Source organism: Nocardia sp. NPDC051570 (genome assembly GCF_044454005.1).
GTDB lineage: Bacteria > Actinomycetota > Actinomycetes > Mycobacteriales > Mycobacteriaceae > Nocardia.
The window spans coordinates 332,978-359,424 of sequence record NZ_JBITDI010000006.1; the positions used below are offsets into that span (position 1 = coordinate 332,978).

General features: G+C 69.0%; 24 protein-coding genes. 12 read left to right on the top strand and 12 right to left on the bottom strand.

What is annotated here, in order from left to right:
• Positions 1-41: 41 nt before the first annotated feature.
• From ACIA76_RS17735 to ACIA76_RS17775, 9 genes are read right to left on the bottom strand one after another with little or no spacing between them, the layout of a single operon-like run.
• Positions 42-1,835 (bottom strand): amino acid adenylation domain-containing protein, encoded by a 1,794-nt coding sequence (locus ACIA76_RS17735; protein WP_397152877.1) that lies wholly within the window; start codon positions 1,833-1,835, stop codon positions 42-44.
• Positions 1,832-2,698, bottom strand: a complete 867-nt coding sequence (locus ACIA76_RS17740) for an alpha/beta hydrolase (RefSeq protein ID WP_397152878.1) — start codon at positions 2,696-2,698, stop codon at positions 1,832-1,834. Before ACIA76_RS17740 ends, ACIA76_RS17735 begins: the two co-directional genes overlap by 4 nt.
• Positions 2,691-3,755: a methyltransferase gene (locus ACIA76_RS17745; protein ID WP_397152879.1), complete on the bottom strand. Its 1,065-nt coding sequence runs from the start codon at positions 3,753-3,755 to the stop codon at positions 2,691-2,693. Before ACIA76_RS17745 ends, ACIA76_RS17740 begins: the two co-directional genes overlap by 8 nt.
• Positions 3,756-3,776: 21 nt before the next feature.
• The gene (locus tag ACIA76_RS17750; protein ID WP_397152880.1) at positions 3,777-4,562 is read right to left on the bottom strand and encodes a tryptophan 2,3-dioxygenase; all 786 of its coding nucleotides are present in this window, start codon (positions 4,560-4,562) and stop codon (positions 3,777-3,779) included.
• Entirely contained in the window at positions 4,559-5,740 is a 1,182-nt protein-coding gene (locus ACIA76_RS17755) for an aminotransferase class V-fold PLP-dependent enzyme (RefSeq protein ID WP_397152881.1), read from the bottom strand. The genes ACIA76_RS17750 and ACIA76_RS17755 overlap by 4 nt, the downstream gene beginning before the upstream one ends.
• Positions 5,737-6,555, bottom strand: a complete 819-nt coding sequence (locus ACIA76_RS17760; protein WP_397152882.1) for a phenazine biosynthesis protein PhzF — start codon at positions 6,553-6,555, stop codon at positions 5,737-5,739. Before ACIA76_RS17760 ends, ACIA76_RS17755 begins: the two co-directional genes overlap by 4 nt.
• Positions 6,546-7,439 (bottom strand): LLM class flavin-dependent oxidoreductase, encoded by an 894-nt coding sequence (locus tag ACIA76_RS17765; RefSeq protein WP_397152883.1) that lies wholly within the window; start codon positions 7,437-7,439, stop codon positions 6,546-6,548. The genes ACIA76_RS17760 and ACIA76_RS17765 overlap by 10 nt, the downstream gene beginning before the upstream one ends.
• The gene (locus ACIA76_RS17770) at positions 7,436-8,311 is read right to left on the bottom strand and encodes an L-tyrosine 3-hydroxylase (protein ID WP_397152884.1); all 876 of its coding nucleotides are present in this window, start codon (positions 8,309-8,311) and stop codon (positions 7,436-7,438) included. The genes ACIA76_RS17765 and ACIA76_RS17770 overlap by 4 nt, the downstream gene beginning before the upstream one ends.
• The gene (locus tag ACIA76_RS17775; RefSeq protein WP_397152885.1) at positions 8,308-8,778 is read right to left on the bottom strand and encodes a VOC family protein; all 471 of its coding nucleotides are present in this window, start codon (positions 8,776-8,778) and stop codon (positions 8,308-8,310) included. The genes ACIA76_RS17770 and ACIA76_RS17775 overlap by 4 nt, the downstream gene beginning before the upstream one ends.
• Positions 8,779-9,002: 224 nt before the next feature.
• Between ACIA76_RS17775 and ACIA76_RS17780 the strand changes: the two genes are divergently transcribed.
• The 4 genes from ACIA76_RS17780 (at position 9,003) to ACIA76_RS17795 (ending at position 14,621) form a co-directional block, all read left to right on the top strand.
• Complete coding sequence (locus ACIA76_RS17780; protein ID WP_397152886.1) at positions 9,003-10,475, top strand: FAD-binding protein; 1,473 nt, start codon at positions 9,003-9,005, stop codon at positions 10,473-10,475.
• Between the two features lie 41 nt (positions 10,476-10,516).
• Complete coding sequence (locus ACIA76_RS17785; protein ID WP_397152887.1) at positions 10,517-12,316, top strand: gamma-glutamyltransferase family protein; 1,800 nt, start codon at positions 10,517-10,519, stop codon at positions 12,314-12,316.
• Between the two features lie 35 nt (positions 12,317-12,351).
• Complete coding sequence (locus ACIA76_RS17790) at positions 12,352-13,446, top strand: class I SAM-dependent methyltransferase (protein WP_397152888.1); 1,095 nt, start codon at positions 12,352-12,354, stop codon at positions 13,444-13,446.
• Positions 13,447-13,529: 83 nt separating this feature from the next.
• Positions 13,530-14,621, top strand: coding sequence for a diguanylate cyclase domain-containing protein (locus ACIA76_RS17795; protein WP_397152889.1), 1,092 nt, complete (start codon positions 13,530-13,532; stop codon positions 14,619-14,621).
• Here the strand turns inward: ACIA76_RS17795 and ACIA76_RS17800 are convergent.
• Entirely contained in the window at positions 14,599-15,315 is a 717-nt protein-coding gene (locus tag ACIA76_RS17800) for a hypothetical protein (protein ID WP_397152890.1), read from the bottom strand. The two genes, ACIA76_RS17795 and ACIA76_RS17800, sit on opposite strands and share 23 nt — an antisense overlap.
• A gap of 432 nt (positions 15,316-15,747) precedes the next feature.
• On the opposite strand from ACIA76_RS17800, the gene ACIA76_RS17805 reads away from it, so the two are divergent.
• From ACIA76_RS17805 to ACIA76_RS17815, 3 genes are read left to right on the top strand one after another with little or no spacing between them, the layout of a single operon-like run.
• Entirely contained in the window at positions 15,748-17,046 is a 1,299-nt protein-coding gene (locus tag ACIA76_RS17805; protein ID WP_397152891.1) for a lysine N(6)-hydroxylase/L-ornithine N(5)-oxygenase family protein, read from the top strand.
• A 22-nt stretch (positions 17,047-17,068) separates the two neighbouring features.
• Entirely contained in the window at positions 17,069-17,905 is an 837-nt protein-coding gene (locus tag ACIA76_RS17810) for a siderophore-interacting protein (protein ID WP_397153070.1), read from the top strand.
• A 5-nt stretch (positions 17,906-17,910) separates the two neighbouring features.
• Positions 17,911-18,129, top strand: coding sequence for a phosphopantetheine-binding protein (locus ACIA76_RS17815; RefSeq protein WP_397152892.1), 219 nt, complete (start codon positions 17,911-17,913; stop codon positions 18,127-18,129).
• A gap of 53 nt (positions 18,130-18,182) precedes the next feature.
• Here ACIA76_RS17815 and ACIA76_RS17820 read toward each other — a convergent pair whose 3' ends face one another.
• On the bottom strand, positions 18,183-19,832 hold the full coding sequence (locus tag ACIA76_RS17820) for a (2,3-dihydroxybenzoyl)adenylate synthase (protein WP_397152893.1): 1,650 nt from the start codon (positions 19,830-19,832) through the stop codon (positions 18,183-18,185).
• 68 nt (positions 19,833-19,900) lie between these two features.
• Here ACIA76_RS17820 and ACIA76_RS17825 point away from each other — a divergent pair, with 68 nt between their 5' ends.
• Genes ACIA76_RS17825 through ACIA76_RS17835 form a run of 3 tightly spaced genes read left to right on the top strand, consistent with a single transcriptional unit; the run spans position 19,901 to position 22,525 of the window.
• Positions 19,901-20,704 (top strand): SDR family oxidoreductase, encoded by an 804-nt coding sequence (locus ACIA76_RS17825; protein WP_397152894.1) that lies wholly within the window; start codon positions 19,901-19,903, stop codon positions 20,702-20,704.
• Between the two features lie 6 nt (positions 20,705-20,710).
• Positions 20,711-21,838 (top strand): isochorismate synthase MenF, encoded by a 1,128-nt coding sequence (locus ACIA76_RS17830; RefSeq protein ID WP_397152895.1) that lies wholly within the window; start codon positions 20,711-20,713, stop codon positions 21,836-21,838.
• 24 nt (positions 21,839-21,862) lie between these two features.
• Positions 21,863-22,525, top strand: coding sequence for an isochorismatase family protein (locus tag ACIA76_RS17835; protein WP_397152896.1), 663 nt, complete (start codon positions 21,863-21,865; stop codon positions 22,523-22,525).
• Here the strand turns inward: ACIA76_RS17835 and ACIA76_RS17840 are convergent.
• Complete coding sequence (locus tag ACIA76_RS17840) at positions 22,509-23,984, bottom strand: mannitol dehydrogenase family protein (protein WP_397153071.1); 1,476 nt, start codon at positions 23,982-23,984, stop codon at positions 22,509-22,511. The genes ACIA76_RS17835 and ACIA76_RS17840 overlap by 17 nt on opposite strands.
• Positions 23,985-24,043: 59 nt before the next feature.
• Between ACIA76_RS17840 and ACIA76_RS17845 the strand changes: the two genes are divergently transcribed.
• Complete coding sequence (locus tag ACIA76_RS17845; RefSeq protein WP_397153072.1) at positions 24,044-25,039, top strand: sugar-binding transcriptional regulator; 996 nt, start codon at positions 24,044-24,046, stop codon at positions 25,037-25,039.
• Positions 25,040-25,098: 59 nt separating this feature from the next.
• A complete protein-coding gene (locus tag ACIA76_RS17850) occupies positions 25,099-26,445 on the top strand; it encodes an extracellular solute-binding protein (RefSeq protein WP_397152897.1) in 1,347 nt (448 codons plus the stop codon).
• The last annotated feature ends 2 nt before the right edge of the window (positions 26,446-26,447 follow it).

Genomic DNA, 26,447 nt, shown 5'->3' on the forward strand with positions numbered 1-26,447 from the left:
GCGCTGTGCCGGTTACTGTTTCCCTCTCGGTAGCCGCCATCTCAACCTCGCGTCCGCGTGCTGCGGATCAGATCGGCCACACCGCGCACGGTGCCAGCGCCGACGATCTCGTCGGGCGCCAGGGCGACGCCCACCACATCCTCGAGCCGCGCCCCCAGATCGATCAGATGCAGTGAGGTCACACCGCTTTCGATCAAACCGGCATCCAGGCCGATCGGCTCGCTCCCCATCACCTCCGCCAGTGTCGACCCCACCAGCACGGCCAGCCGGTCCGGTGTCGCCTCCGCCCCGTCCGCCGTGCGCTGCGCGAACTGCGCGGCCAGCTCCCTACGGTCGATCTTGCCGTTGGCGTTGCGCGGGAAGGATTCCAGGACCCGCACCAGCGACGGGACCATGTAGTCGGGCAGGCCGGCACGCAGATGATCCATCAGATCGCGTTGTGCCAGTTCATATCCGGGCGTCGGCACGCACCACAGCACGAGCTGATCGGCGGGCCCGCCACTGGGCATGCCCAGGACGACCGCCTGCTGCACGCCCGCGAACGCCTCGGCCGTGACCTCGACATGCCGTGGCTCCACCCGGAATCCGCGGACCTTGAGCATCTGATCCGTGCGACCGGCGAGCACGATCTCCCCGCCCTCGGTCAGCTTGGCCAGATCACCGGTCCGCAGCAGCAGCCGATCCTCGTGCCGGACGAATTTGCGCTCGGTGAGTTCGGGATCCCCGAGATACCCCAGCGCCACCCCGTCACCGGAGATGCACAGCTCGCCGAGCCGTCCCGGCGGACATTCGTCGAAGTACTCGTCGCGCACGGTCATCTCGACCGCCGGCATGGGCCGTCCGACCGGAATCTCGGCATCGGACAGATCCGCCGCAGTGATCTTGTGCACTGCGGTCAGCGCCGAATTCTCGGTGCATCCGAAGGCGTTGAACAGATCCCCCTCGACGACGGCGAGCGCGCGCTCGAGATGTGCGGCGGAGGGGAAATCGCCGCTGACGATCACCGACCGCGCCCGCGCGACGCTGTCGGGATGGTGTTCGACGAGCAGATTGAACAGTCCCACCGACAGATTGAGCACCGTGATCCGCTCGCGCGCGATGAGCCGCGCGAGCTCACCCAGCGGCGGCACGTCCTGCGGCACGACGGTCAGGCGGCCGCCGCGCAGCAGACAGGTCCAGATATCGGTGGTCGAGGCGGCGAACGCGGGCTGTGCGAGTTGCAGGAACCGATCGCCGGGTCCGGGGGTGAAACCGGTGAGATGCCGGGCGACCCGGGCGATTCCACGATGGGCGATCACGACCCCCTTGGGCACGCCGGTCGACCCGGAGGTGAACAGGATGAACGCGGGTGCGTCCACGCCCACCCCCGACCGCACCGGCCCCGCGGCCGAGGCCGCCGCGGCAGCGAGCAATTCGTCGACCGGCAGGCAGGTCCGCGCACCGATCCCGCCGGGCACGGCGGCCGAATCCGTCACCGTGAGCGCCGGTTCGGCGGCATCGAACATGCGCGCCTTATGCTCCGCGGGATGGGCCGGGTTGAACGGAACCACCACCAGACCGGCCTTGAGAATCCCGAGGAATACCTGGTACGTGCCGAGGCCTCGGTCGAGATGCACCCCGACCCGCTCCCCCGGCGTGAGGCCGCGCTCGCGCAGCACCCGGGCGAGCCGATCGGTGAGCGCGTCCAGTTCGGCGTAGCTCAGTGTCGTCACGCCGTCGGATATCGCCTCGCGGTCGGCGTATTCGCGTGCCGTCCGCGCGAACGCGTCGGCGATCGTCTCGGTGGTGGCGGCCTCGGCCGCGACCACCGACGTGGCAGTGAGAGGGTGATTCATCGCGTCGATGTCACCGTCCCTTCTGGTATCAGGCCCATCTGGTTCAGGCTGGCCCGGCCGAACGGGGTCGACGGGTCCGCCAGATCCAGCGGCAGGTCGAAGTGATCGCGATCGGGCACCGTCTGCTCGGTCACCGTGATCGCCTGTGCGGCAAGATATTCGGCATACCTTTCGTGTTGGCGCAGATAGGTCGGCGTCTCGTGCTCCCCGACCGCGAGCAGGACCGCATCACAGCGGGGCGCGGACATCCACAGCGGACTGCAGGCCCGGGCGAGGGCGGGCGTCAGCGCGAGGGCGTCGTTGACATAGGTCCGCGGGATCTCGGTGAGGTCGTACAGCCCGCTCATCAGGCACGCGCTGCGGACCCGCGGTCCCTGATCACCGGCGAGCGCCGCGGTCAGCAGGTGCGCACCCGCGCTGCTGCCCGCCACATGCACCCGGTCCGGATCGATCCCGAACAGCGGCCCCGCGCCCGCGAGCCAGGCCAAAGCCCGTGTCACCGAGGCGATCATGTCGGGCATCCGGCGCGCCGGGGCGAGGCCGTAGCCCACCGCGACGAACGCGCAGCCGCGCGCCACCGCCTGTTCGGCCGCGAAGCAGGCGTCCTCGATACCGGACTCCTGCCAATGACCGCCGTGCACGAATACCAGTGCGGGCGTCGCGGGCCCCCGAAAGCCGTGCGGCACAGCGGGAAATACGTGACACCGCTCGCCGCGCTCCTCGCCGTACCGCACCGCGAGATGCACCTCGAGCCGGGACCGGGCGTCATCGCTGCGCGTGCGGTACCGCCGCAGCGATCCGGCCGGATCGCGTGCGACGGAACTCGGCGAGTACTCGCGGTCGAGCGGGCCGCGCTCACGCATCGGGTTTACGCCCCTCGATGACGCCGTGCGGGGTCCAGCCCGCGCCGCGGATCCGGGTGATATCCACGAAACCCGCTGCGGCGAGCCACTGTTCGTGCTCGCGCCACGGATAGATCGTCGACTCCTCCGAGGGCAGCGTCGCGAAGTAGACGTTGTCCAGTGCGGTATAGAGCGGTCCGCACCCGTCGTCGTCGGCGAAGGCGTTGAACACCACCACCCGCCCGCCCGGCGGCAGCGCGTCGTGGGCCCGCTTCAACAGCGCCAGATTCTGCTCCGGCGACCAGATCACGAACTGATGCGCGAACAGCACGACGTCGTATCCGGTGGGCAGCGCATCGCCGAACATATCGCCCGCCACGACGTCGAGCCGGTCGCCCAGGCCGGCGCCCGCGATGTTGTCGCGGGCCGTCTCGACCGCGCCCTCGAGGTCGAAAACCGTTGCCGTGATCTGCGGATGGGCCCGCGCCAGCGCGATCGCGTTGACCGCGTCGCCGCCGCCGACATCCAGGATCCGGCGCACGCCGGAGAAGTCCACCTGATGCAGCAGCACCGGATTGGACAGCTCCGACCAGGAGTGCATGCCCCGGAAGAACAGATTCTCCAGCTCCGGGGTCTGCTCGAGCCGGGTGTACAGATCGTCCCCGGTACCCGGGAGATGCCGCAGGCCCAGATTCTTACCGGTGCGCAGCGATTCGGCGTACTCCTTGGCGGGCAGATACGACAGCCGGTGCTGGAAGTCGATGATGTTGCGGATCAACGGCCAGGTGCCGTCGTCCATCGCGGCCCGCACGGTCGCGCTCAGCGCGTAACGGCCCTCGGCGCGTTCGGTGAGGCCGAGTGCGGTGGTGCCCAGCAGCAGCTTACGCGCCGATTTGGCGGGCAGCCCGAGCCCGGCGGCGGCCTGCTCGGCGGTCGACGGCCCGTTCAGGTCGAGGTATTCGAACAATTGCAATTCCGAGGCCGCTCGCAGCTGCTGAAAGGCAGCGAACCCGAACAACACCGGGACTAGTGAGCTGAGGTCGACCGGATTCTGCGTCTCGGTCTCGAGTTCCGTCATCGTGATCGTGTCCCTCCAGGTTTACAGCCGGGTTCGAAATGTCCACAGTTCGGGGAAGAATCGGTGTTCGTTGATGGCGCGCAGCCACGGCGCACCATCGGTGCCGGCCGTGCCGCTCTTCCCGCCGAGCATCCGCTCGACGACGAGCAGATGCGTGGCCCGCCAGCACGAGAATTGGTAGGCGACCTCCAGCAGCGATTCGGCCAGCCGATGCGCCTCGGGGTACCGGTCGCGGTCGCGGTAGATCTCGAGCCATACGTCCTCGACGAGTGGATGCGGCTCATGTTGCTGGGTCGGTGGTTTCGCCACACAGTCGGCCGGAACCGCAAACCCTTGCCGCGCAAGGTATTGCAGCGCCGCGTCGTAGACCGACGGCTTGGCCAGTTCGTCGCGCAGCATCGGGTGACCGTCCCGCAGCGCCGCCTCGACCTGATGCGCCGGACGGTTCCCCATCACGAATTCCAGGGCGCGATAGGCGAAGGACTGGTTGCCCGAGGCGTCGCCCAGCACCTGCCGGAACGCCACGAACTCGTCGGCCGCCATGCCGTTCATCGACTCCCACACGGTCACGAGCACCCGCTGTGTGCGGGTCGCGCGCGCCAGATCCAGGCAGGCGCCGGCGGCGTCATCGCGGGCCAACGCCTTGCGAGCGACGTCGAGATCATCGGCGACCGCGCGGAACAGCAGCTCCTTGACGTGACTGAGCAGGATGAAGTTCAGCTCGCCCCGCGCGTCACTGCGCGGGCGCTGCAGCTCGTGCAGCTGATCCATATGGGCGTAGGCGACATACTCGGGAGCCCTTGTCATCGCACTCCTTCCACGGCATCGCACAGCGCCTCCACCGCGCGGCGCACCTGTTCGTGCGTCACATACAGTGGCGCGAACGCGAATCGGATCAGATCGGGCGGCCGGGAGTCGACGTGCACGCCGCGCTCGGCGAGCGCGTTCTCGACCCGCTCGGCCTGCGAAACCCGCAGTGCCAGATGCCCGCCGCGGCGATCCGGATCGCGGGGCGAGGCGAGCCGCCCCGCCAACTCCGGACTGCGTTCGGCAAGACAGTCGAGGAACAGCTCGCCGAGTTCGGCACTGCGCCGGTGCAATTCGTCGATGCCCACCTCGATCAGCGGATCGAGGGCGTGATTCAGCCCGACGAGGCTGAGCACCGGCGGCGTCCCCGTGCGCGCCCGATCGATACCGTCGGCCGGTGCGAAGGTGGGCGACATCTCGAAAGGCCTTGCGTGCCCGTGCCATCCGGCCAGCGGGAAGTCCACCTGCGACTGCCGTCGCGCGGACACATAGGTGAACGCGGGCGCACCCGGCCCGCCGCCGAGATACTTGTACCCGCAGCCGACGGCGAGATCGACCCGGTTGGCGTCCAGTTCGACCGGCAGCACACCCGCGGCATGGCTGAGATCCCAGACCGATACGACCCCGACGCGATGACACAGCGCGACCGTCGGCCCGATCTCGCGCCGCTCCCCCGTGCGGAAGTCCACGGGCGCGGCGACCGCCACGGCCACCTCGTCACCATGCTCGTGCAGGTACGCGTCGAAACCCGCGCGGGACTCGACGACCAGGCGCCGATCCAACAGCCGCGCAACCGAATTCGCGATGTACAGATCGGTCGGGAACGATTCGGCCTCCACCAGCAGCACCGGGCGGTCGGCACGCAGGCGGCACGCGGCCACCAACACGTTGAACAGCGTCGCCGACGTCGTCTCCCCCGCGACCACCACCTGTCCCGGCGTCGCGCCGAGCAGTGTGGCCAGCTTGTCGCCGACCGTGCGCGGCAGATCCAGCCAGCCGTCGGAGAACCAGCCCTGTACCTGCCGGCGCGCCCACTGATCGGACACGATGCGGTCGAGCTCGGCGACCAGGGTGGTGCGCGGCGGGCCCAGGGAGTTGCCGTTGAGATGGATCGCGCCGTCGGTGGCGAACTCGGCGCCGGATGGCATGGCCACTGCGGGCTCCGGCCGAATTGTCATCTCGCACTCGCTTTCTGGTCATCGGACTCGGGCACCCATATCGTCCCGGCGATCGTCACCCGCGCGACGCCGTCGCGGATGCTCGCGGTGCAGTCGAAGACCGATTCGGTGCCGTGCCGCGTCACCTGGCGCACCGTCACGGCGGACCGGTCGCCGTCGGTCAGGCCGAATGCGACCAGGCCCAGCCCGGCGGCCGCGGGCAGGCAGCCGGCGTCCTCCGGGATGGCGAATCCGGGGGCGAACACCCGGGCCAGCACCTCTCGTCGATCCGGATCCCAGCGGAAGAAGGTGAGATCGGACAGCCCCACCGCCCGCATCCGATCCAGATCCGGAATCGGCAGTCCGAGCGGATCCTCGGTCACGCGAACGAAGTTGAACGCCCTGCCGACCCCGCCCGCATGCGCCGCGCCCTCGTACGGGCCGAACAGCGCCGGATCGTGCGGAATCGCCTCGTGCACAGCGGGTCCCGTGAACGGCACCCGCACCGCACGACCGTCGGTCCACAACCATTGGGTTCCGGTCGGGGCAGCGCGGCCGACCTCGCCCGGCGGGAGGTGGCCACGGCCGACCAGGCAGGCGGCGACGCCCGCCAGCGAATGCGAGGCGAACGGCGTCTCCCCTTCGGCGTTGAAGATCCGCGAGGCGAAAGTCCGTTGCGCACGGGAGTATTCGTCCACCAGTACGCTCTCGTCGGCGTCGCTGCGGCGCGCATGCTCGACCGCGTCGCCGTCAGCCCCATCGTCCGGAACGAGCACATCCAAGGCGCTGCCCCGGCCGGGCGCCGCGCCGAACATATCCACTGTCGTCACTCGCATCGCTGCCCTGCCAGATGTTTCTCGGCGAATTCGACGACGACTCGCTCGTCGCCCTGATATGGCTCGTCGGGGCGCGGCCAGTGCACGACGAGATCGGTGAAACCCGCCTCGGCGAGCTCGCCCGCGGCATCCTCGTACGCGCCCAGCGAGCCGGTGATTCCCCCGGCCGCCGCATCGGCCACGAACAGCCGGGACAACTCGGCCGGATCCCGCCCCGCGCGTTCGCAGGCGGCGTCGACAGCGCGCGACTGCTGCCGGAGCACGGGCATGATCTCGCGCAGCGGCCGCATGTGGAAGTCGTTGGGCGGTCCGGAGGTGATCCAGTACCGCGCGAACCGGGCGGCCAGTGCCATCCCCAGTGGACCGGTCGCGGCCACCGCGAAGGGCGGCCGCCGCCCGTCCCCGGCCCGCGGATGGAAGTTCACCCCGGCGGCGGTGTACCAGCGCGAGGATCGGCTCACCGCGCCGTGTACGAGCACCATATCGAGCAGTTCGACGAAGGCGTCGAATCGGTCCGCGCGCTCGCGGGCGCTCAGATCCGGCCCGCCGAGCATGCTCGCGTCGTATCCCGGTGCGCCCGAACCCAATCCGCAGATCAACCGGCCACCGGCGATATCGTCGACGGTGCCGAGCTCCTTGGCCAGTGCGACGGGATGACGGAAGTTCGGGGTCGCGACGAGCACGCCGAGGCCGATCGACGCGGTGACGGTCGCCGCCGCGGTGAGGGTCGGCATCGCGCCGTACCATCGGCGGTCGGCGAACCAGCGCCACATCAGATGGTCATAGGTCCAGGCGTGGTGATAGCCGAGTTGCTCTGCGGCGCGCCAGCGTTCGGCCGCGACCTTCCACTCGTGTTCGGGGAGCAGGACGATGCCGTGCTTCATGGGCGCACATCCTCGAGCCGCAGCTGCGATACCAGCCGGGCCGCCCGGTCCAGCACCCGCAGGGCGCCGGCGACCAGCGGATCCATCACCCCCGACCCGGTGGTGACCACCGGATGATGGTGACCGTCGACGGCGGGGTACAACCCGTGGTGCGCCAGATCCGCGGCGATATCGGCGATGCGCGAATCGAGCTGCGCGACAAGCTCGGCGTGGCTGATCGGGCGGCGCACGGTCAGGAAGAAGTTGTCGTACAGATCCTCCTTCTCCCGCGATACACTCACCCCCGGCGCGCCCGCGGACCGCTGCAGCAGCGAACGCCCGTCCGGCACAAGGTGATCGGCGATGTGATCGTGGGTCACGCCGTTTCGCGCGATCGCCTCGCCCAGGCCCGCGCACGACGGATCGCTCTGCCACGGGAACCGGCCGCGGAACAGTCGGCGGATCGGCCGATAGTCCGGCGCCCAGGTGCCGCTGAACGAGGGGTGCTGCAACGCCATTCGCACCCGGGTGTAGGCGTGGTAGTGCTCGCGGGGAACGGTGGAGGAGTACAGCAGCATCGCGCTGTACCCGTCGACACAGGCGGCCAGCACGTCGAGCTCGCGCTCGGCCGGCACGCCGTCGGGATGCCGCGACACCACATCGCACATCGCCCGCCACAGCACGAACGAGATCTGGTGGCCCGCGATCCAGCGGTACCAGAACAGCCGCTGCGTCTCGACGGGCCGGAAGCCGTAGACCTCGTATGCCTGGATATCGCGGTCGGCGAACTCGGTCGCATGGGCGGCCTCCGAGGACGCCTCGAAGGCCCGGCCGATCGGCGGCAGCGACAGCAGTCGCGCGTGCAGCGCCGGGGGCCGCGCTTCGCCGGTCACGATGCCGCGCCAGGGAAGTAGACGAACTCGAGCTCGAGGCCGTTGGGGTCCAGCACGTACAGGCTCTGCATGCCGTCGTCATCGGTGACGATCTCCGACGGCGGTTCGTCACGGGCCCAGCGAATGTCGATCTGCTCGCGGACCCGCAGCCAGCGCTGCCGCAGCTCCACCAGATCCTGCGGCCGGCTCACGGTGATGCCGACGTGCTGATACTGATAACCCAGCGGGTCCGGACCGTCCTGGCTGTGCCCGGCCCGGTCGAAGATGTGGAACCGGACGCCCCCCTTCTTCAGCTCGGCCAGCTTCTCGATTCCGGGGAGCCGTGCGTGGGTCAGTGGCGAGAAACTGGTCAGTGACCACTCCACCGTGGCCCCGAGGAATTCCCGGTACCACGTGATCGTGGCGTCCACATCGTCGGTCTGAATGGCGAGGTGGTGGAATCTCGGCGCGATGTCCAGCAGCTCCATCGGATGCCCTTCCGTCGCGAATGCGCTCGTAGTGCCAGCGCTTCCATACTCGGCGGGCGGCGGGGGCCGGACAATCAAATGATGCTCGAGAAAGTGTCAAGTTGTTGTCAGATCCCCCGCCTCGAGGGGTTCTGACAGTAATTTGAGAGTTCTGTGAATGTGCCGGGCATTGCGGGCCGGTTATGTTCGGTGCAGAAAAGTATTGCGCCGAAAGGAGTTTGCCCGTGTCCGAAGTAAGCGTGGGTTCGTCGGAGAATTCCGCAATCATAGGATTCGATCCGATCGAGCGCATCTGGGTCACCGGTCCGCGCGCGGCGGCAGGCCCGTCGTTCGCCGCCGCGCCCGCGCTGGACGGTGAGCTGCTCGTCGACGAGGCATCGCGGCGGGCGGTCGCCACCGACCTGGGCAATATCGCCACCCGTCTGCCCGGCGCGGTCCTGCGGCCGCGTTCGGCGGAGGATATCGCCGCGATGATCCGCTTCTGCCGCACCTACGGCATCAGCGTCTCGACCAGGGGGAACGCGCACACCACGCTCGGCCAGGGCCTCTCGGACGGGCTGGTCATCGAGAACCGCACCCTCGACCGCATCCATTCCCTCGGCCCGGACGTCGCCGAGGTCGACGCCGGAATCCTGTGGAAGGACCTGGTTCTCGCCGGTTTCGACCATGCACCGCGATACACCCCGCCCGCGGTCACCGGCTACACCTCGCTGACCGTCGGCGGGACGCTCTCGGTGGGCGGTCTCGGCGGACTCGTCGGCGCCCTGCGCACCGGACTGCAGGTCGACCACGTGCGCGAACTCGAGGTCGTCACCGGGACCGGCGCCATCGAACGCTGTTCACCGCAGCATAATTCGGAGCTGTTCGAGGCGGTGCTCGGCGGCATGGGTCAATGCGGTGTGATCAGCAAGGCCGTCATCGAACTCGTGCCCGCCAAGGAACGCGCCCGCACCTACGTGCTGGAATACACCGATAACGCCGAATTCTTCCGCGACGTGCGCACACTCGTCGAACGGCCCGTCATCGATCACGTCTACGCCGAGCTGTACGCACCGGAGATCACGCCCACCCACAAGCTGTACGCGACGGTCCTCTACGACCCGGCCGAGCCGCCGAACGACGCAGTGGCCCTGGCGGATCTGACCACCGAGCCGGTCGTCGACGACACCGGCTATCTGGACTACGTCTTCTCGATCGACCGGCTCGTCGACGGCATGCGGGAGACGGTCGGCTGGGATCGGCTCGTCAAGCCGTGGTACGACGTGTGGCTGTCCGGCGCGGTCGTCGAGGATTACGTCGCCGAGGTCCAATCCTCGCTCACCGCACGGGATATCGGCCCCTTCGGGATCAGCCTGCTCTATCCGCAGCGGCGCACCCACATCACCAGGCCGCGTCCCGCACTGCCCGAGCCGAACGGGTCGGACTGGCTGTTCGTCCTGGATATCAACACCGTGGCCGAGGCGCCGGGGCTCGATCCGGCGTACGTCGAGGAGATGCTCGACCGCAACGACCGCCTGCTCGCCCACGCGCGCAAGCAATACGGCGCGGTGCTCTACCCGATCGGCTCGCTGCGGCTCACCCCGCAGGACTGGCGCGCCCATTACGGCGACGCCTGGCCCGCCTTCCAAGCCGCGAAGAAGCGCTTCGACCCCAGCGGCATCCTCGCGCCGGGCGTCGGCATCTTCCCGAGCGAATAGCAGTGCCGACCAACGGCTTTCGATACGTAGGGAGTAGTCGCATGCCTCCATCCAAGCCCGAACTGATCGGGACCATCGGCGCCGTCGCCAGCACCCATTGGCTCGCCTCGGCGGCGGGTATGCGGATTCTGGCGAACGGCGGCAACGCATTCGACGCCGCCGTCGCCGCGGGATTCGTGCTCCAGGTGGTGGAGCCGCATTTCAACGGCCTCGGCGGGGATATCTCCATCGTGGCGCATCGGGCCCGGCGCGACGATGTGCAGGCGATCTGCGGACAGGGGCCGATGCCCGGCGCGATCGGCATCGACACGTTCACCGATCTCGGACTGACCAGCATTCCCGGCTCCGGGCTGCTGTCGGCCTGTGTTCCGGGGGCGTTCGGCGGGTGGATGCGGCTGCTCGAGGAGTTCGGGACGATGCGCCTGGCCGAGGTGCTGGAACCGGCGATCGGCTACGCGGACAACGGATTTCCGTTACTTCCGGAGACCGCGCGCGCCATCGAGGTGCTCGCCCCGCTGTTCCGCGACGAGTGGCTCGGCTCCGGTGCGATCTACCTGCGGGGCGGCATCGCCCCCGCCGCGGGCAGCCGATTCCGCAATCCCGCGCTCGCCCACACCTATCAACGCCTGATCAAGGCGGCCGAATCCGCCTCCGCCGACCGGGACGCGCAGATCCGGGCCGCGCACGACGCCTTCTACAAAGGCTTTGTCGCCGAGGAGATCTCCGACTTCCTGGCGTCGGGCCCGATGCTCGACTCGACCGGCCGGCGGCATCGGGGCCTGCTGACCGCCGACGATCTCGCCGGCTGGGAGGCGACGGTCGAGACCGCGCCGAGCCACGCCTACGGGCCCTATCAGGTATTCAAGCCGGGACCGTGGTCGCAGGGCCCGGTATTCCTGCAGCAGCTCGCGCTGCTCGACGGCTTCGACCTGGCCGCGATGGGTTCGGACAGTGCCGATTACCTGCACACCGTGATCGAATGCACCAAACTCGCGATGGCCGATCGCGAGGCCTGGTACGGCGATCCGGACTTCGGCGACGTGCCGCTCGCGGGCCTGCTCGACGAGGACTACACCCGGGCGCGCCGCGCGCTGGTGCAGGCCCGCGCCGCGCTGACCCTGCGCCCGGGCGCGCCCGGCGGCCGCACCTCGTTCATTCCCGAACCGCCCGCCCCGGATGAGACCGAGGCGAGTTCGGAGTGGATGTCGCAGCTGCGCAACGGATTACCGACGATCCTGGCGGCCACGACGACCAAGAACGACACCTGCACGGTCACCGCGGTCGACCGGCACGGCAACATGGTCGCCGCGACCCCCAGCGGCGGCTGGCTCAAGAGCAGCCCCGCGATCGGCGGACTCGGCTTCCCGCTCGGCACGCGCGGCCAATGCGCGTATCTCACACCGGGACATCCGAATTCGCTCGCGGCGGGCAAGCGGCCGCGCACGACCCTGAGCCCGACCATCGCACTGCGGGACGGGCGACCCTATGTCGCATTCGGCACCCCGGGCGGCGACCGGCAGGACCAATGGACGCTGCAGTTCTTCCTCAACGTCGCCGATTTCGGTCTCGACTTCCAGCGCGCGACCGAGACCACGGCCTTCCACACCGATCAGGTGCCCGCCTCCTTCACCCCGCACGCACACCGGCCGGGCGTGCTGGTGGCCGAACGGACATGCGCCCCCGAGACGGTCGCCGAACTCGAACGCCGCGGCCACACCGTGGAACTCGTCCCGGAGTACTCGCTGGGCCGGGTCTGCGCGGCGGGCTTCACCGACGACGGGGAATTCGTGCGGGCCGCGGCCGGCCCGCGGGCCAGGCACGCCTACGCGGTCTGCGAATAGTGACGGGCCACACCACCTTCGGAAGGAATCACGCCATGACACTCACTCACGACGGTCCGGAGCTCGTCGAACTCCAGGACGAGCAGCAGCGCAGGGAGTGGCAGTCGTTCGTGCTGTCGGACCTGCCCGAGATGATCAGCGCGATGCACGTCTGCCATGCGGTGCGGGCCGTCGCCGACACCCCGCTGCTCGAGCGGCTGCGCTCGGGCCCGCGGCGGATCGCCGACGGCCTGCTGGCCGGGATCGATCCGGCCATCGGCACCGGATTCCTGCGCTATCTGGTCCAGCGCGGCATCCTCGAGACCCAGGGCGAGGAATACGGTCTGACCCGACTGGGCGAATTCCTCACCACCGATGTCTCCCTGGCGCGGCTCGGCGTCTACATCGACGCGTACGGCGCGGTCACCAGCCGCATCGGCGATCTGCTCACCGGTAAGGCCGTCTACGGCAAGGATGTGATCCGCGACGGCGCGGCGCTCGGCGCGCACTGCGACACCCTGTTCACCACCTTCCACTCGCCGGTGGTGTCGCAGGCCATGCGCGGACGGGGCGTGCGCAAGATCCTCGATATCGGTTGTGGCGGCGGGCAATTGGTGATCGATGCCTGCCTGCGCGATCCCTCGCTCACGGGTATCGGCCTGGATATCAGCCCGGAGGCCATCGAGGTGGCAGGCGATCTGGCCCGCCGGTCCGGTGTCGCCGATCGTGTCCGGTTCGTCGTCGGGGACGCCTTCGCCCCGAAGACCTGGCCGACCGAATGCCTCGAGGCCGATGGACTGTGCATCATGAGCGCGCTGCACGAGCATTTCCGCAACGGCGAGCAGGCCGTGGTGGATCTGCTCGACGAGATCGCCGAGATGTTCCCCGCACAGAAGATCCTGTTGGTCGGTGAGCCGGAGATCCGCTACGACGGCCGGGAGAACGACGACGACTTCTTCCTCATCCATGTGCTGACCGGACAGGGGCTGCCGCGCGATCGCTCGGCCTGGTTCGACGTCTTCGCCAAGTCCACCCTGCACTGCCGCCGGGTGTACACGCGGCCGGGCGCGGGACCGCGGATCTGCTTCTACGATCTGACGACCTCGGGTGAGCAGCGGAAATCCGGCAATCCGGACGATATCCAGCTGTGACGTAGACCGGCTGGTTTGCGACCACGTCACCGCAATAGGCTTCGGTATCCACGAGGATCCGGTCGACGCCTAGGGGTAGTCCCATGAGCGGTGTACAGCGGTTGCTTCGAACCTGGTGGCGCGAGGGCGTCGACTACGACTGGATGACGCGTGCCACCGCATCGCATTCGGCGCTCGGCGCGGCGCGGGTCTCGGTCGGCTCCGGCGGAATACTGACCCTGGTGGTGAATGCTCCGGCGATGCTGTCGGCGAGCGGACCGCAGTATCCGGTGGGTTCGGCGATCGTCTGGCTGATCTCGGCGCTGGCGATCGCGTGGCTCGTGCGATGGTGGCTGTTGCCGTGGCCGGGCGCGGTCGAATCGGTGGCGCTGTTCGCGGTGGGCGATCTGGTCATCACCGCGGCGTGCGTGCTGAGCCCGAATCAGGTCGCCCGGTCGATCGGGCTGGTCCTGCTGGTCATCATGGGTATGCATCTGTGCGTCTTCCACAGCCCCAGAGTCCTTGCCGGGCATACGATCTGGGCGCTGCTGTCGGTCGTCGCGGTCGCGGTTCCGCTGCTGGGCGACGGCGACGACGCCACGGCGGCGGTGGTGATCGTGACGATGGCCGCGGCCATCGCGGTCCCGCCCGGACTGCAGTTCGGGTACTGGATGTTCCGGCGCGACATGCTGTCGGATCCGCTGACGATGTTGTTGAGCCGACGCGGCCTCGAGTATCAGTCGTCGGTGCTGTTCGACCGCGCCGATCCGGTACCGATCTGCGTGCTGGTGATCGATCTGGACCGCTTCAAGACCGTCAACGACACCTTCGGACATTCCGCGGGCGACGAGGTGCTGGTGCGCACCGCCGATCGGCTGCGCACCGCCGCGCCGCGCGGCAGCATCGTCTCCCGCATCGGCGGCGAGGAATTCGCGATCGTCACCCGGACCGCCCCGGCCGCCGCGGCCGAGATCGCCGAACGCGTGCGCAGCGCCGTTGCCGAACCGATGGATTCGGTATCGGTCACCGCCAGCATCGGGGTCGCCGGGGCGACGCTCGCCCCGGGACATCCCGCCTTCGTCGACGATCTGATCCAGCGCGCGGACAACGCGATGTACCAGGCGAAACAGCGGGGCGGCGACACCGTGACAATCGCCGCCCCGCTCGCCGGAGCTACTTCGCCGGCGGTCCGTTGAACGGCTGGTTGATGGTGGTGAAGTACTGCGCCGCGGCCAGGATCATGATCGGCGCGGTGATGAAGATCTGCCCGGCCAGCGTGCCCAGCGCGCCGATGGCGGCGATGCCGGCGATGCAGCCGACGGCGGCCGCCGGCAGGAACGCGAACATGCCGGCGATGGAGGCCGCGGCGATGCCCGCGCCCGCGGCGCCACCCAGCAGGCAGCCGATCGCGCCGCCGCCGATACCGCCCACCAGGGTGGCGATGCTCGCGCCCAGGGACATCGTGCCGGTCATGCGGGACCAGGCCGCCTGCTCACGGTCGTAGGGGGTCTTCCACGGCGCGGTGTCCTCGAACGGCATCGCGACCGGCTTGTACTGCGCATGCGCCAGATCGAATTGCGGGGTGAGGGTGGCGGTGTGGTCGGCGATCCGCGCGGCGATCGGGAAGACGAAATCGTCCACGCGGAAGTTCAATTCGGTGCCCGCGACGGTCGTGCCGTTGGCCGCCTTGATCTTGAAAACGCCGTCCTCGACCGTCATCGAGCCCGCGTCGGTCTTGATGACGTTGGCCTCGTCGGTGACGGTGGAGGTGTAGTTGATCACACCCGAATCGGCGGAATCCGCCTGCGGCGCGGCATGACTCGCGCCCGCCGTAACGCCCAGCGCGGTACTGAGCGCGGCGGCCAGCAGGGCGGCCTTGGTGAATTTCACTGGTAGTGACCTTTCTGTTCCCTCATCACGGCATGCGCCGTCGACCCCGCTCGGCACGCGCCGAATCGGTTGCGGGGCAAGTTGATACGTAAAGCATCCGGCGGGATATCGGATACGCTCCGACACCATCACCGCCAGACTGAGAGTTGGCTGTGAACCGAACGTACGACACGGTAGGGTAGGCAAGCCTAAGTATCAAGACCTACGTGTGGTTGATGCACAACAGCCACGGTTCACCTGCCGCATCATCGAGGATCCGGAAACCGGCTCGCCGCTGGTCGTTCCGCCCGCCTCGAACGCCGCACCCGTCGGCTAGGGGCTCGAGCCCACTCCGGACGAATCACCTTTCCCTCGGAAGTAAAGTTAGGCTAACCTAGCTACGCTCTGTCCGATTTGTACGTCATTTCGGCCACCACAAGATCGAGGAGATCAATGAGCGACGAGGTCGTCGACATCGCGGGAATCGGTTTCGGCCCATCGAATCTGGCGCTGGCGATCGCGATCGAGGAACACAACCGCGACGTCGCGCCGACGCGGCGGCTGACCGCGCGATTCATCGAGGCCAAACCGCATTTCGACTGGCATCCGGGAATGTTGCTCCCCGGCGCGATGATGCAGATCTCCTTCCTCAAGGATCTGGTGACCCAGCGCAATGTCCGCAGCCGGTACAGCTTCCTGAACTATCTGACCGAGCACGGCAGGCTCACCGACTTCATCAACCTGCAGTCCTTCCGGCCCACGCGGCTGGAGTTCCTGGACTATCTGCGCTGGGCGGCCCGCACCGTGAACGCCGATGTCCACTACGGCACCAGGGCGGTCGGGGCCACCTCGACCGGCGACAGCTTCGAGATCCGCCTCGACGGACGCGCGACCGGTGTCGTGGCGGCGCGCAATATCGTGATGGGCGTTGGCCTTTCGGCCCGGCTGCCGCACGGTGTGACGGCCTCGGAGCGTGTGTTCCACAATCACGGACTGCTGCCCCGGCTGGCGGCATTGCCTCCGGTGCGGCACGGCAGATTCCTGGTGATCGGCGCTGGACAGAGCGCCGCGGAGGTGGTCGGATATCTGCACGGACGGTATCCGGAGGCCGAGGTGCACGCGGTCTTCGGCAAGTACGGGCTCAGCCCGGCCGACGACAGCCCCTACGCCAACCGGATCTTCGACCCGGCGGCAGTGGACGATTTCTATTCCGCGTCACCGCAATTGCGCCAGAAGCTGATGGATTACCATCGCGGCACCAACTATTCCGCCGTCGAGCCGACGCTGATCGAGCAGCTGTACGCACACGAATACTCCGAACGCGTTGCGGGACAACGGCGACTGTTCATGCACGGCGCCTCCTCGGTCAGCCGCATCGATGCCTACGACGGCGGCGTCCGGGTCGATGTGACCCACGGCCCGACCGAGCTCACCGAGACCTTGGATTGCGATGCGGTGGTGTGCGCCACCGGATTTCGTCCCGGCGACGTCCGCGAGGTGCTCGGCGAGCTGGCGGAGTCGGTGGCCTTCGACGACGACCGGGTCCAGGTGGCCCGCGACTATCGGCTGATCCCGACCGCGCCCCTGCCGGGCGGGGTCTATCTGCAGGGCGGCACCGAGCATACGCACGGAATCTCGTCGTCGCTGCTGTCCAATATCGCGGTGCGGACCGGCGAGATCGTCGGGTCCATCGCGCGCTCGACCGCCCAGGCCGACCGGTCCGGGGCGCCGGCAGGCAGACAGCACGCATGACACCGTTCGAGGAGAGAATGTGATGGATCGTGCCGCCTACGCCGACAACATCGCCGCGGTGCTGTCGGGAGCGCAGAGCGCCAGGGTCGGGTACCCGATCGGGCTGTACGAGGTGGAGGTGCTGCGCACCGAGCGGCTGGGCTCGGGTCTGCTGCGCATCACCTTCGGCGGACCGGAGCTGGCGGGCTTCCACAGCTACGTGGCCGATGAGCATGTGCGCCTGATCTTTCCGGACGCCGAGGGCGTGCTGCGGCTGCCGCGGCCTGCCGGATTCATGCTGGACTGGGGCAATCCCCGCCCGGTGTCGCGCGAGTACACGGTACGCCGCCACAGCGCGCTCGACCGCGAACTGGATATCGACTTCGCCCTGCACTCCGGCGGTATCGCCTCGGAGTGGGCGCTCGCGGCGACGCCCGGAACGCGGATGCATATCGCGGGTCCGCCCGGGGGCCAGGTGGTTCCGCTGACCTACGACAAGTACCTGTTCGCCGGGGATATCACCGCACTGCCCGCGATCGCCCGCTGGCTGGAATGGCTGCCCCGCGAGGCATCGGGCTGGGCCTTCATCGAGGTGGCCGACGCCGCCGAGGAGATCGGTCTGACGCCGCCGCCGGGGATCCAGGTGCGCTGGGTGCACCGCGGCGCGGCCGCACCGGGTACGGGCGACGCACTGGAGCAGGCCGTGCGCACCGTGACAGTGCCCGAGGGAGAACGGGTTTACGTATGGATCGCCGGTGAGGCGGGCGTACTGCGCCCGCTGCGTCGCTGGACCCGCACCGAACTGGGCGTGGGCCCCAAAGACAGTCTGATCGCCGGCTATTGGAAGCGCGGCGTGGCCGATTTCGACGACGAGGAATGACGGATATGCCGAATACGCCGAATGTGATCGCCGATGTCGCCACGGCGCTGGGCGTGCCCGCGGACGAGCTGACCCCCGAAACCGATCTGCTCGACGCCGGATTGGATTCGGTCCGCATCATGTCCCTGGTGGAGAAGTGGCGCGCCGCGGGCCATGAGCATATCGACTTCCCCACGCTCGCATCGGATCCCGTACTGGGATCCTGGCTCGACATCCTGCGGTGAACAGCTGGCGCGGCCGCCCCGTCACTCGGGACGGGGCGGCCCGCACCACCGAATCAGTTCCCGAGCGCACCCTCGGCGAGCGCCTGCCGCAACTCCTTGCGGCTGATCTTGCCCACCCCGGTCTCCGGGAAGCTGTCCACGATCACCACCGAATCCGGCATCTTCCAGGCCGCCACCCCGCGCCCGCGCACGAAGGCGCGCACACCCGCCAGGGTGGGCCGATCGGCCGGATCCTTCGGCTGCACGAAGGCCGAGATCCGCTGTCCGAGAACCGGATCGGGGGTCCCGACGATCACCGCGTCGCGCACGCCGGGATGTTCGAGCAGATACGCCTCGAGCTCCTCGGCGGAGACCTTCTCCCCGCCCCGGTTCACCCAATCCCCCGCGCGGCCCTTGACGATCAGATTGCCCTCGGACGTCACCGCCACGATGTCGCCGGTGCGGTAGTGCCCCTCGGCGGTGAAGCTGCGGGCATTGGCCTCGGGGTTGTCGTAGTAGCCGCGAATCGTGTACGGCCCGTGGGCGATCAGATTGCCGTCCGCGCCCTCGGGCACCGGATCGCCCGCCTCGTCGACGACCTCGATCCGATCATGTTCGGACATCGGCCGACCCTGCGTCCGCACCACCACATCGATCGGATCGTCCAGGCGCGTGTAACACACCAACCCCTCGGCCATGCCGAACACCTGCTGCAACGTGACCCCCAGCGCCGGACCCACACGCCGGGCCAGCTCGTCCGGGCAGCGCGCCCCACCCACCTGCAGCACCCGCAGGCTGGACAGATCCGGGGTATCCCCCGCCTCGGCCCGTTCCACCCACAACCGCGCCAGCGGCGGCACCAGCCCGGTGATGGTCACCCCGAACCGTTCGATGGCCCGAAATGCCGCTCCCGGAGTCGGATCCGCGGTCAGCGCCACCGTCCCACCGGCCCACAGCGTGCCCAGAATGCCCGGCGAGCTCATCGGAAAGTTGTGCGCCACCGGCAGGGCCGCGAGATATACGCTGTCACTGCCGAGTTCGCAGATCTCGGCACTGCGCCGCACGCTGTAGTGATAGTCGTCATGGGTGCGCGGGATCAACTTCGGAATCCCGGTGCTGCCGCCCGAAAGCTGCAGAAACGCAACATCACTCGCGTCCACCGCGGGCAGATCGCCCGGCTCGTCCCGGAATTCGCCGAGGGCATGCGCACCGGCGGGCAGCGCCGCCTCGGCATCGTTGGTGACGACCACCAGATGCCGCAGACTCTCGACCTCCGCGCGGATCGAATCCGCCAGTGCCGCATAGTCGAAGCGCTGATGCACCCCGCAGGTGATCACCGCCACCGCCCCGCTGGCGGCCGCGATCGGCATCAACTCCGCCCGCCGATGCGCGGGCAGGCAGAACACCGGCAGCGCCCCGAGCTTGAACAGCGCGAAGATCACCTCGACGAATTCGGCGCGATTGGGCAGCTGCACCAGCACTCGATCCTGGCGGCCGATCCCGAGCCGGGCCAGTCCCGTGGCCAGCGACCGCGCCCGATGCTCGAGTTCGCCGTAGCTCCAGCTGTGCGCATCGTCCACAACGGCGACGGCCTCGGGCTCGCGGGCCGCGCGGGCGGCGAGCATATCGCCGAAGGTCTCTCCGGCCCAGCAGCCGAGCTCTCGATACCGCTGCGCGTCGGCCGCGGGCCACGGCGTGAAGCCGGGGAGAACGGTGGATGGCATGGTGGCGCACCTCTTTCCATGAGGACGAGTGGGACGAATACCTATTCTGCTAAGGTTAGGCTAACCTCATGCCCATGATCGATTCGGGCGGGCGGGTGCTCGTCGTCACCGGAGCGGCCGCGGGCATCGGCGCGGCCATCGCCGCGGAGCTCGCGAGCGATGCGGCGGCCGTGGCACTGTGGGACCGCGATCCCCGGGTGCACACCGTGGCACAGGAAATCTCCGACCGCACAACGGGTTTCGTCCACGCCGCCGAGGTCGACGTGAGCGACGGGAAGTCGGTGGCCCGGGCGTTCGCCGACTTCACCGCGCGCTACGGCCCGGCCGATGTGGTCGTGCACGCCGCGGGTGTAATGGATTCCGGTACGGCCCTGGACATCACACCGCAGGCATGGGAACGCAGCCTCGCGGTGAACGCCACCGGAACCATGCACGTCCTGCAGCACGCGGCCCGCGCGATGGTCGAGGCCGGGCGCGGCGCGATCGTGGTGCTCACCTCCAACGCCGCGAGCACACCGCGCATCGGCATGGCCGCCTACTGCGCGTCCAAGGCCGCCGCCACCGCCTTCACCCGGGCACTGGCGCTGCAGGTCGCCCCGCACGGCGTGCGGGTGAATATGGTCTCGCCCGGATCGACGAATACGGCCATGCTGCGTGGCCTGTTCGGCGATGCCGATCAGCCGCTGCCCGAGGCCGCGCGAACCGGTGTGCTCGACGGCGACCCCGATGACTACCGCCTCGGAATTCCCTTGCGACGCATAGCCGAACCCGCCGATATCGCCGCGGCGGTCCGCTTCCTGGTATCCGACGACGCTCGCCACATCACCATGCACGATCTGCGGGTGGACGGCGGAGCGACGCTCGATATGTGAGAGAGGATGATCTCCATTTCCGCCGAACCCGCCTTCGTGCTGTCCCGCCCGTATCGCACCGTATGTGCGTGGGGTGCGGGACGCGTCTTCCGTTCCGCATCGGCCGCCGCCGCGGCACTGCGCGACGGTGAGGTCACCCATATCGTCGGCGCGCTGCCCTTCGACCCCGGCGCGCCGGCGGCCCTGTGGGCGCCGCGGTCGGTGACGGTGCGCGACACCGATCTCCGGCCCACGGCGCCCCTCGCGCCGCCGACCTTCGAGTTCACCGCCGCCGTGCCCGAGCCCCAGACCCATCTGCGGCGCGTGGCCCACGCCGTGCGACTGCTCGCCGATCCGGCCCATCCGCTGCGAAAGGTCGTGCTGGCCAGGACGATTCGCGCTCGCTCGGCCGCACCGGTCCGGCCGTGCGACATCCTGGAGCAGCTGGTCGCGACCGATCCGATGGGCAACGGCTTCCTCGTCGACCTCTCGGCCGCGGGCGCGCCGTACACCGGCCGTCATCTGGTGGGCTCGAGTCCCGAGGTGCTCGTGCGCCGCGACGGATCCGAGGTGCTCAGCCATCCGCTGGCCGGATCGGCGCGCCGCATTCTCGGCGACGAGCAGGCCGACCGCGCCGTCGCCGCGGCCCTGCTCGCCTCCGCCAAGGATCGACACGAGCACGGCTATGTGGTCGACCAGGTCTGCGGCGTCCTGCGCGATCGATGTGCCGAAGTGCACACGCCCGCGGCGGAACTCACCAGCACCCCCGAGATGTGGCATATCGGCACCCCGATCACCGCCACCGTCCGGGCCGACGGACCGTCCGCGCTGGAACTGGCCGCGGCCCTGCATCCCACGCCCGCGATCTGCGGGACGCCCACCGCCGACGCGGCCCGCCTGATCGCCGAACTCGAGGGCGATCGCGGCTTCTACGCCGGGGCGATCGGTTGGTGCGACGCCCGCGGCGACGGCGAGTGGATGGTGAGCATCCGCTGCGCCGAACTGTCCGCCGACCGCCGCGACCTGCTCGCCCATGCGGGCGGCGGCATTGTCGCCGAATCGGATCCGGCGGCCGAACTGGCCGAGACCACCGGCAAGTTCGGGCGCATCCTCCGCTCGCTCGGCATCGCCGAAGTTCCCACCGCCGTCGCCTGACCGACGCACACCACAGGAGATCCCATGCCCATCCCGTCGATTGCCCCGTACGCCATGCCGACTCCCGACGAGGTGGTCGGCAACGCGGTGTCCTGGCCGCTGGTCCCCTCTCGTTCGGCCCTGCTGATCCACGATATGCAGCGGTACTTCATGTCGGCCTACGACAACGACCGGGAACCGGCCAGCGCGCTGATCGCGAATATCGCCCTGTTACGAGATCGCTGCCACGCCTTGGGCATTCCCGTGATCTACACCATGCAGCCGGGCGATCAGCATCCGTCGCGCCGCGGCATCCTGGCCGACTTCTGGGGTACCGGCATGTCCAACGGCGCCCAGACCGAGGTCATCGCCGAACTGCGTCCCGACGACCGCGATATCCAGGTCACCAAGTGGCGCTACTCCGCCTTCCAGCGCACCGACCTGCGCGAGCTGCTGTCCTATTACAAGCGCGACCATCTCATGGTCACCGGCGTCTACGCCCATATGGGCTGCATGCTCAGCGCCGCGGAAGCGTTCATGAGCGATATCCGCCCGTTCCTCGTACTGGACGCCACCGCCGACTTCTCCCGCGAGGAACATCTGATGGCCCTCAACTACGTCGCCCGCCGCTGCGGCGCGGTCCTGACCACCGATGAGCTGATGCACCGCCTCGACGGCGCCGACGTGCGCACTACGACGGCCGGCTGAGATCCGAATCGCCCACCAGCCCGGCGAGAGTGGCCCTGGCGCCGCGGGTGTGCAGCGACTCGAGTGCGGCGGTGTAGGCTCGCACGAATCGCGGCTGATCGATCAGATCGCCGAAGACCGCCCGATCGCCGAGGAAGGCGGTCGGTGCGACACGCTGGAGCCGGGCCAGCGGCATCAACCGGTCGCGCAGGCGGTCGACGACCTCGATCGGCTCCCCCTGTTCGTCGATGCCCTCGGCATAGCGCGCCCAGCTGGCGACAATGGCCGCGGCGCAGTCGATCTCGCCGCCCGCGGCGAGCCGCTCCCGGATCACCGGTAGGACGAACTTCGGGATGCGATCGGAGGTCTCCGCGCACAGGCGGGCGATGGTGTCGCGGATCGCCGGATTCGCGAAGCGCTCGACGAGTGTGCGCCGATACCGGGCGAGGTCGACCCCGGGCACCGGCAGCAGCGTGGGCACGGCCTCGGCGCCCATGTACCGCAACAGGAATCGCTCGAACAGCGGATCGCGCGCGGCATCGCTGACCCACCGATAACCGCAGAGATATCCGAAGTAGGCCAGCGCCTGATGGCTCGCGTTGAGCAGCCGCAGCTTCATCAGCTCATAGGGCGCGACATCGTCGACCACCTGCACCCCGGCCTCCTCGAACGCGGGCCGCCCGAGGCTGAACGAATCCTGCAGCACCCACTGGGTGAACTGCTCGGTGATCACCGGCCACCGATCGTGAAATCCGTAGCGCCGCAGGATCTCCGCCTCGGCGTCCGGCGGGGTCACCGGCGTGATGCGGTCCACCATCGAGCTGGGGAACCGCACCCGCTCGGCCACCCAGTCGCCGAGCGCCCGATCGCGCAGCCGCGCGAAGGTGCCGAAGGCGAGCCGCGCCACCTCGCCGTTGCCCTCGATGTTGTCGCACGACATCACGGTGAACGGCGCGAGCCCGCGCGCCCGCCGCCGCGCCAGCCCCTCGACGACGAGGCCGAAGACCGTGACCGGCACCGGATTCGAGCGCAGATCCGCGGCGATCCAGGGGCTGTGCTCATCGAATTCCCCCGTCGCCGGGTCGATTCCGTAACCGCCCTCGGTGATCGTGAGCGAGACGATCCGGGTCGCCGGATCGGCCAACTTCTCGAGCAGGGCCTCGGGATCGTCGGGCGCATAACGGTATTCGAGGATCGAGCCGATCAGCCGGGTATCCCAGCCGCCGTCGGGACCGAGTACCGACAGCGTGTATCGGCACTGCTGCGCCGCCAGCACATCGCGCATGCGGCGGTCACCGGGCAGCACCCCGGCCCCGCAGATCCCCCACTCGTCGGCGCCGCCGCGCTCCAGCAGCCGGTCGACGTACATCGCCTGATGGGCGCGGTGAAAGCCGCCGACACCGAAATGCACGATGCCCGTGGACAACCCGGAGCGCGCATAGGTCGGAACGGAGAGTGTTGCCTGCGTCACATCTGCGATGGTACCGTGGCCCGAGCAGCAGCTCACCGCGTGAGCAGATGATCACGCAATCGATGAGGATGATCGTGATCGCCGTGCCCCCGCAGCCCAGCACTCCGGACGAGGTCCGCCTCGCCCTGCGGGCCGCGCAGCTGTATCACCTCGACGGGGCCACCCAAGCGGAAATCGCTGCCATCCTCGGCGTTTCGCGGCCCACCGCCGGTCGGCTCATCGCCCGCGCCCGGGCCCAAGGCCTGGTCCGCATCGAGGTCGGCGTGCCCGAGGAGCTGCGCGAGACCGTGCACGGCGAGGTCGAACGCGAGCTGGAGGCGGCATTCGGCCTGACCGAGGCGGTCGTACTCGGGGTGCTCATCGAGGGTTCGCCGACCGGGCTGCGATCGATGGCCCATGCCGCGGTCGGCGTGTTGACCCGGCGGCTGCGGCCCACCGACACCCTCGGATTCACCTGGGGGCCCGAGACGATCGCGGTCGCCCGCGAGCTGGGGTCGAAGGCGGCGCGCTGCGCGACGGTGGTGCAGCTGGACGGGGCGATGACCGCCTCGGACTATCAGACCGGCGTCGAATTCACCCTCGGCCGCTGCGCCTCCCAGCTGCGGGCGGCGCCGCTGCGCCTGCACGCCCCGCTGTACGCCGACGCCGCGACAGTGACCGCGCTGCACCGGGATTCGGTCCTGGGCCGCGCGCTCGCCGCGGGCCGCGCGGCCGACGTCATGATGTTCGGCGTCGGCACGGTCTCCACCGCCACCACCCTGTTCGAGGGCAGCTACCTCGACACCACGATCCTCGACGAACTGCGCGGCCTGGGCGCGGTGGGCGAGATCGGCGGCCGCTTCTTCCGCGCCGACGGCCGCGACATCACGGGTTCGCTTGCCGCGCGCACGGTTTCGGTCGACCTGGACGCCGTCCGAGCCTGCCGCACGACCGTGCTGATCGCCGGAGGCGCCGCGCGCTACGGCGCGGTTCTCGGCGCCCTGCGCGGCCGCCTGGCCACGATCCTGGTCACCGATATCGAATGCGCTCGGTGGCTGCTCGAACAGAGAGAGGGGCGCGGATGAGAACGCGATCGTCTGCGGCGCACGCGATCACCGGAGTGATGAAACACAGCGGTGCGCGGATGAGAACGAAAGCGCTTGCGGCGCTCGCGATTACCGCCGTGCTGACGCTCACCGGATGCGCCGGGGCCGGATCGCTCACCGGCAGCGGCGGCGAGACGGTCACCATCGCCATGGTCTCCAATTCCCAGATGCAGGACGCGATCTCGCTGTCACACGAGTTCGAGCGCGACAATCCGGGCATCCATCTGAAGTTCGTCTCGCTGTCGGAGAACGAGGCGCGCGCCAAGATCACCTCCTCGGTGGCCACCGGCGGCGGCGAATTCGACGTCGTCATGATCAGCAACTACGAGACGCCGCAGTGGGCGGCCAACGGCTGGCTGGTGGACCTGTCGACCTACGCGCGCGCCACCCCCGGTTACGACGAACAGGATTTCATCCCGTCGCTGCGCACATCGCTGTCCTACCACGGCGATATGTACTCCGTGCCGTTCTACGGCGAATCCTCGTTCCTCATGTACCGCAAGGATCTGTTCGCCCAGGCCGGGCTGACCATGCCCGACAATCCCACCTGGGATCAGGTCGCGCGGTTCGCCGCGACACTCGACGATCCCGGCCACGGCCGCTCCGGAATCTGCCTGCGCGGCAAGCCCGGCTGGGGCGAGGCGCTGGCGCCGCTGGACACCGTGATCAACACCTTCGGTGGGCGCTGGTTCGACGAGAGCTGGCATGCCCAGCTCACCAGCCCCGAGGTCACCGCGGCCGTGCGGTTCTACGTCGATCTGGTGCGCGCCCACGGCGAACCGGGCGCGGCCACCAGCGGATTCGGCGAATGCGCCACTCAGCTGTCGCAGGGCGACACCGCCATGTGGTACGACGCCACCTCCGCGGTCTCGGTGCTCGAGGATCCCGCCTCGTCCAAGGTGGTCGGCAAGATCGGCTACGTCCTCGCCCCGACAGTGCGTAAACCGAATTCCGGCTGGCTCTATACCTGGTCGCTGGGCATCCCGAAGTCCAGCCCCCGCGCCGATGCCGCGTGGAAGTTCATCTCGTGGATGACCGGTAAGCGCTATATCCGTATGGTCGGCGAGCGCCTGGGCTGGTCGCATGTGCCGCCGGGCAGCCGCCTGTCGACCTACGAGATACCCGAGTACAAGCAGGCGTCGAAGGCCTACGGTCCGCTGACCCTCGCGGCGATGCGGGGCGTCGATCCGGAACATCCCACGGTGCAACCGGTTCCGTACACCGGCATCCAGTTCCTCACCATTCCGGAGTTCCAGGATCTCGGCACCCGGGTGAGTCAGCAGATCAGCGCGGCGATCGCCGGGCGGACCAGCGTCGGGGCCGCGCTCGACCAGGCCCAGGAGTACGCCGACGTCGTCGGCCGGTCGTATCGAGGGAATCAGTAACC

Bases quoted from the DNA above. Each gene is read 5' to 3' on its own strand.
- ACIA76_RS17735 (WP_397152877.1), bottom strand. From the start codon at position 1,835: ATGAATCACCCTCTCACTGCCACGTCGGTGGTCGCGGCCGAGGCCGCC.
- ACIA76_RS17740 (WP_397152878.1), bottom strand. From the start codon at position 2,698: ATGCGTGAGCGCGGCCCGCTCGACCGCGAGTACTCGCCGAGTTCCGTC.
- ACIA76_RS17745 (WP_397152879.1), bottom strand. From the start codon at position 3,755: ATGACGGAACTCGAGACCGAGACGCAGAATCCGGTCGACCTCAGCTCA.
- ACIA76_RS17750 (WP_397152880.1), bottom strand. From the start codon at position 4,562: ATGACAAGGGCTCCCGAGTATGTCGCCTACGCCCATATGGATCAGCTG.
- ACIA76_RS17755 (WP_397152881.1), bottom strand. From the start codon at position 5,740: ATGACAATTCGGCCGGAGCCCGCAGTGGCCATGCCATCCGGCGCCGAG.
- ACIA76_RS17760 (WP_397152882.1), bottom strand. From the start codon at position 6,555: ATGCGAGTGACGACAGTGGATATGTTCGGCGCGGCGCCCGGCCGGGGC.
- ACIA76_RS17765 (WP_397152883.1), bottom strand. From the start codon at position 7,439: ATGAAGCACGGCATCGTCCTGCTCCCCGAACACGAGTGGAAGGTCGCG.
- ACIA76_RS17775 (WP_397152885.1), bottom strand. From the start codon at position 8,778: ATGGAGCTGCTGGACATCGCGCCGAGATTCCACCACCTCGCCATTCAG.
- ACIA76_RS17785 (WP_397152887.1), top strand. From the start codon at position 10,517: ATGCCTCCATCCAAGCCCGAACTGATCGGGACCATCGGCGCCGTCGCC.
- ACIA76_RS17790 (WP_397152888.1), top strand. From the start codon at position 12,352: ATGACACTCACTCACGACGGTCCGGAGCTCGTCGAACTCCAGGACGAG.
- ACIA76_RS17795 (WP_397152889.1), top strand. From the start codon at position 13,530: ATGAGCGGTGTACAGCGGTTGCTTCGAACCTGGTGGCGCGAGGGCGTC.
- ACIA76_RS17805 (WP_397152891.1), top strand. From the start codon at position 15,748: ATGAGCGACGAGGTCGTCGACATCGCGGGAATCGGTTTCGGCCCATCG.
- ACIA76_RS17810 (WP_397153070.1), top strand. From the start codon at position 17,069: ATGGATCGTGCCGCCTACGCCGACAACATCGCCGCGGTGCTGTCGGGA.
- ACIA76_RS17815 (WP_397152892.1), top strand. From the start codon at position 17,911: ATGCCGAATACGCCGAATGTGATCGCCGATGTCGCCACGGCGCTGGGC.
- ACIA76_RS17820 (WP_397152893.1), bottom strand. From the start codon at position 19,832: ATGCCATCCACCGTTCTCCCCGGCTTCACGCCGTGGCCCGCGGCCGAC.
- ACIA76_RS17825 (WP_397152894.1), top strand. From the start codon at position 19,901: ATGCCCATGATCGATTCGGGCGGGCGGGTGCTCGTCGTCACCGGAGCG.
- ACIA76_RS17830 (WP_397152895.1), top strand. From the start codon at position 20,711: ATGATCTCCATTTCCGCCGAACCCGCCTTCGTGCTGTCCCGCCCGTAT.
- ACIA76_RS17835 (WP_397152896.1), top strand. From the start codon at position 21,863: ATGCCCATCCCGTCGATTGCCCCGTACGCCATGCCGACTCCCGACGAG.
- ACIA76_RS17845 (WP_397153072.1), top strand. From the start codon at position 24,044: ATGATCGTGATCGCCGTGCCCCCGCAGCCCAGCACTCCGGACGAGGTC.
- ACIA76_RS17850 (WP_397152897.1), top strand. From the start codon at position 25,099: ATGAGAACGAAAGCGCTTGCGGCGCTCGCGATTACCGCCGTGCTGACG.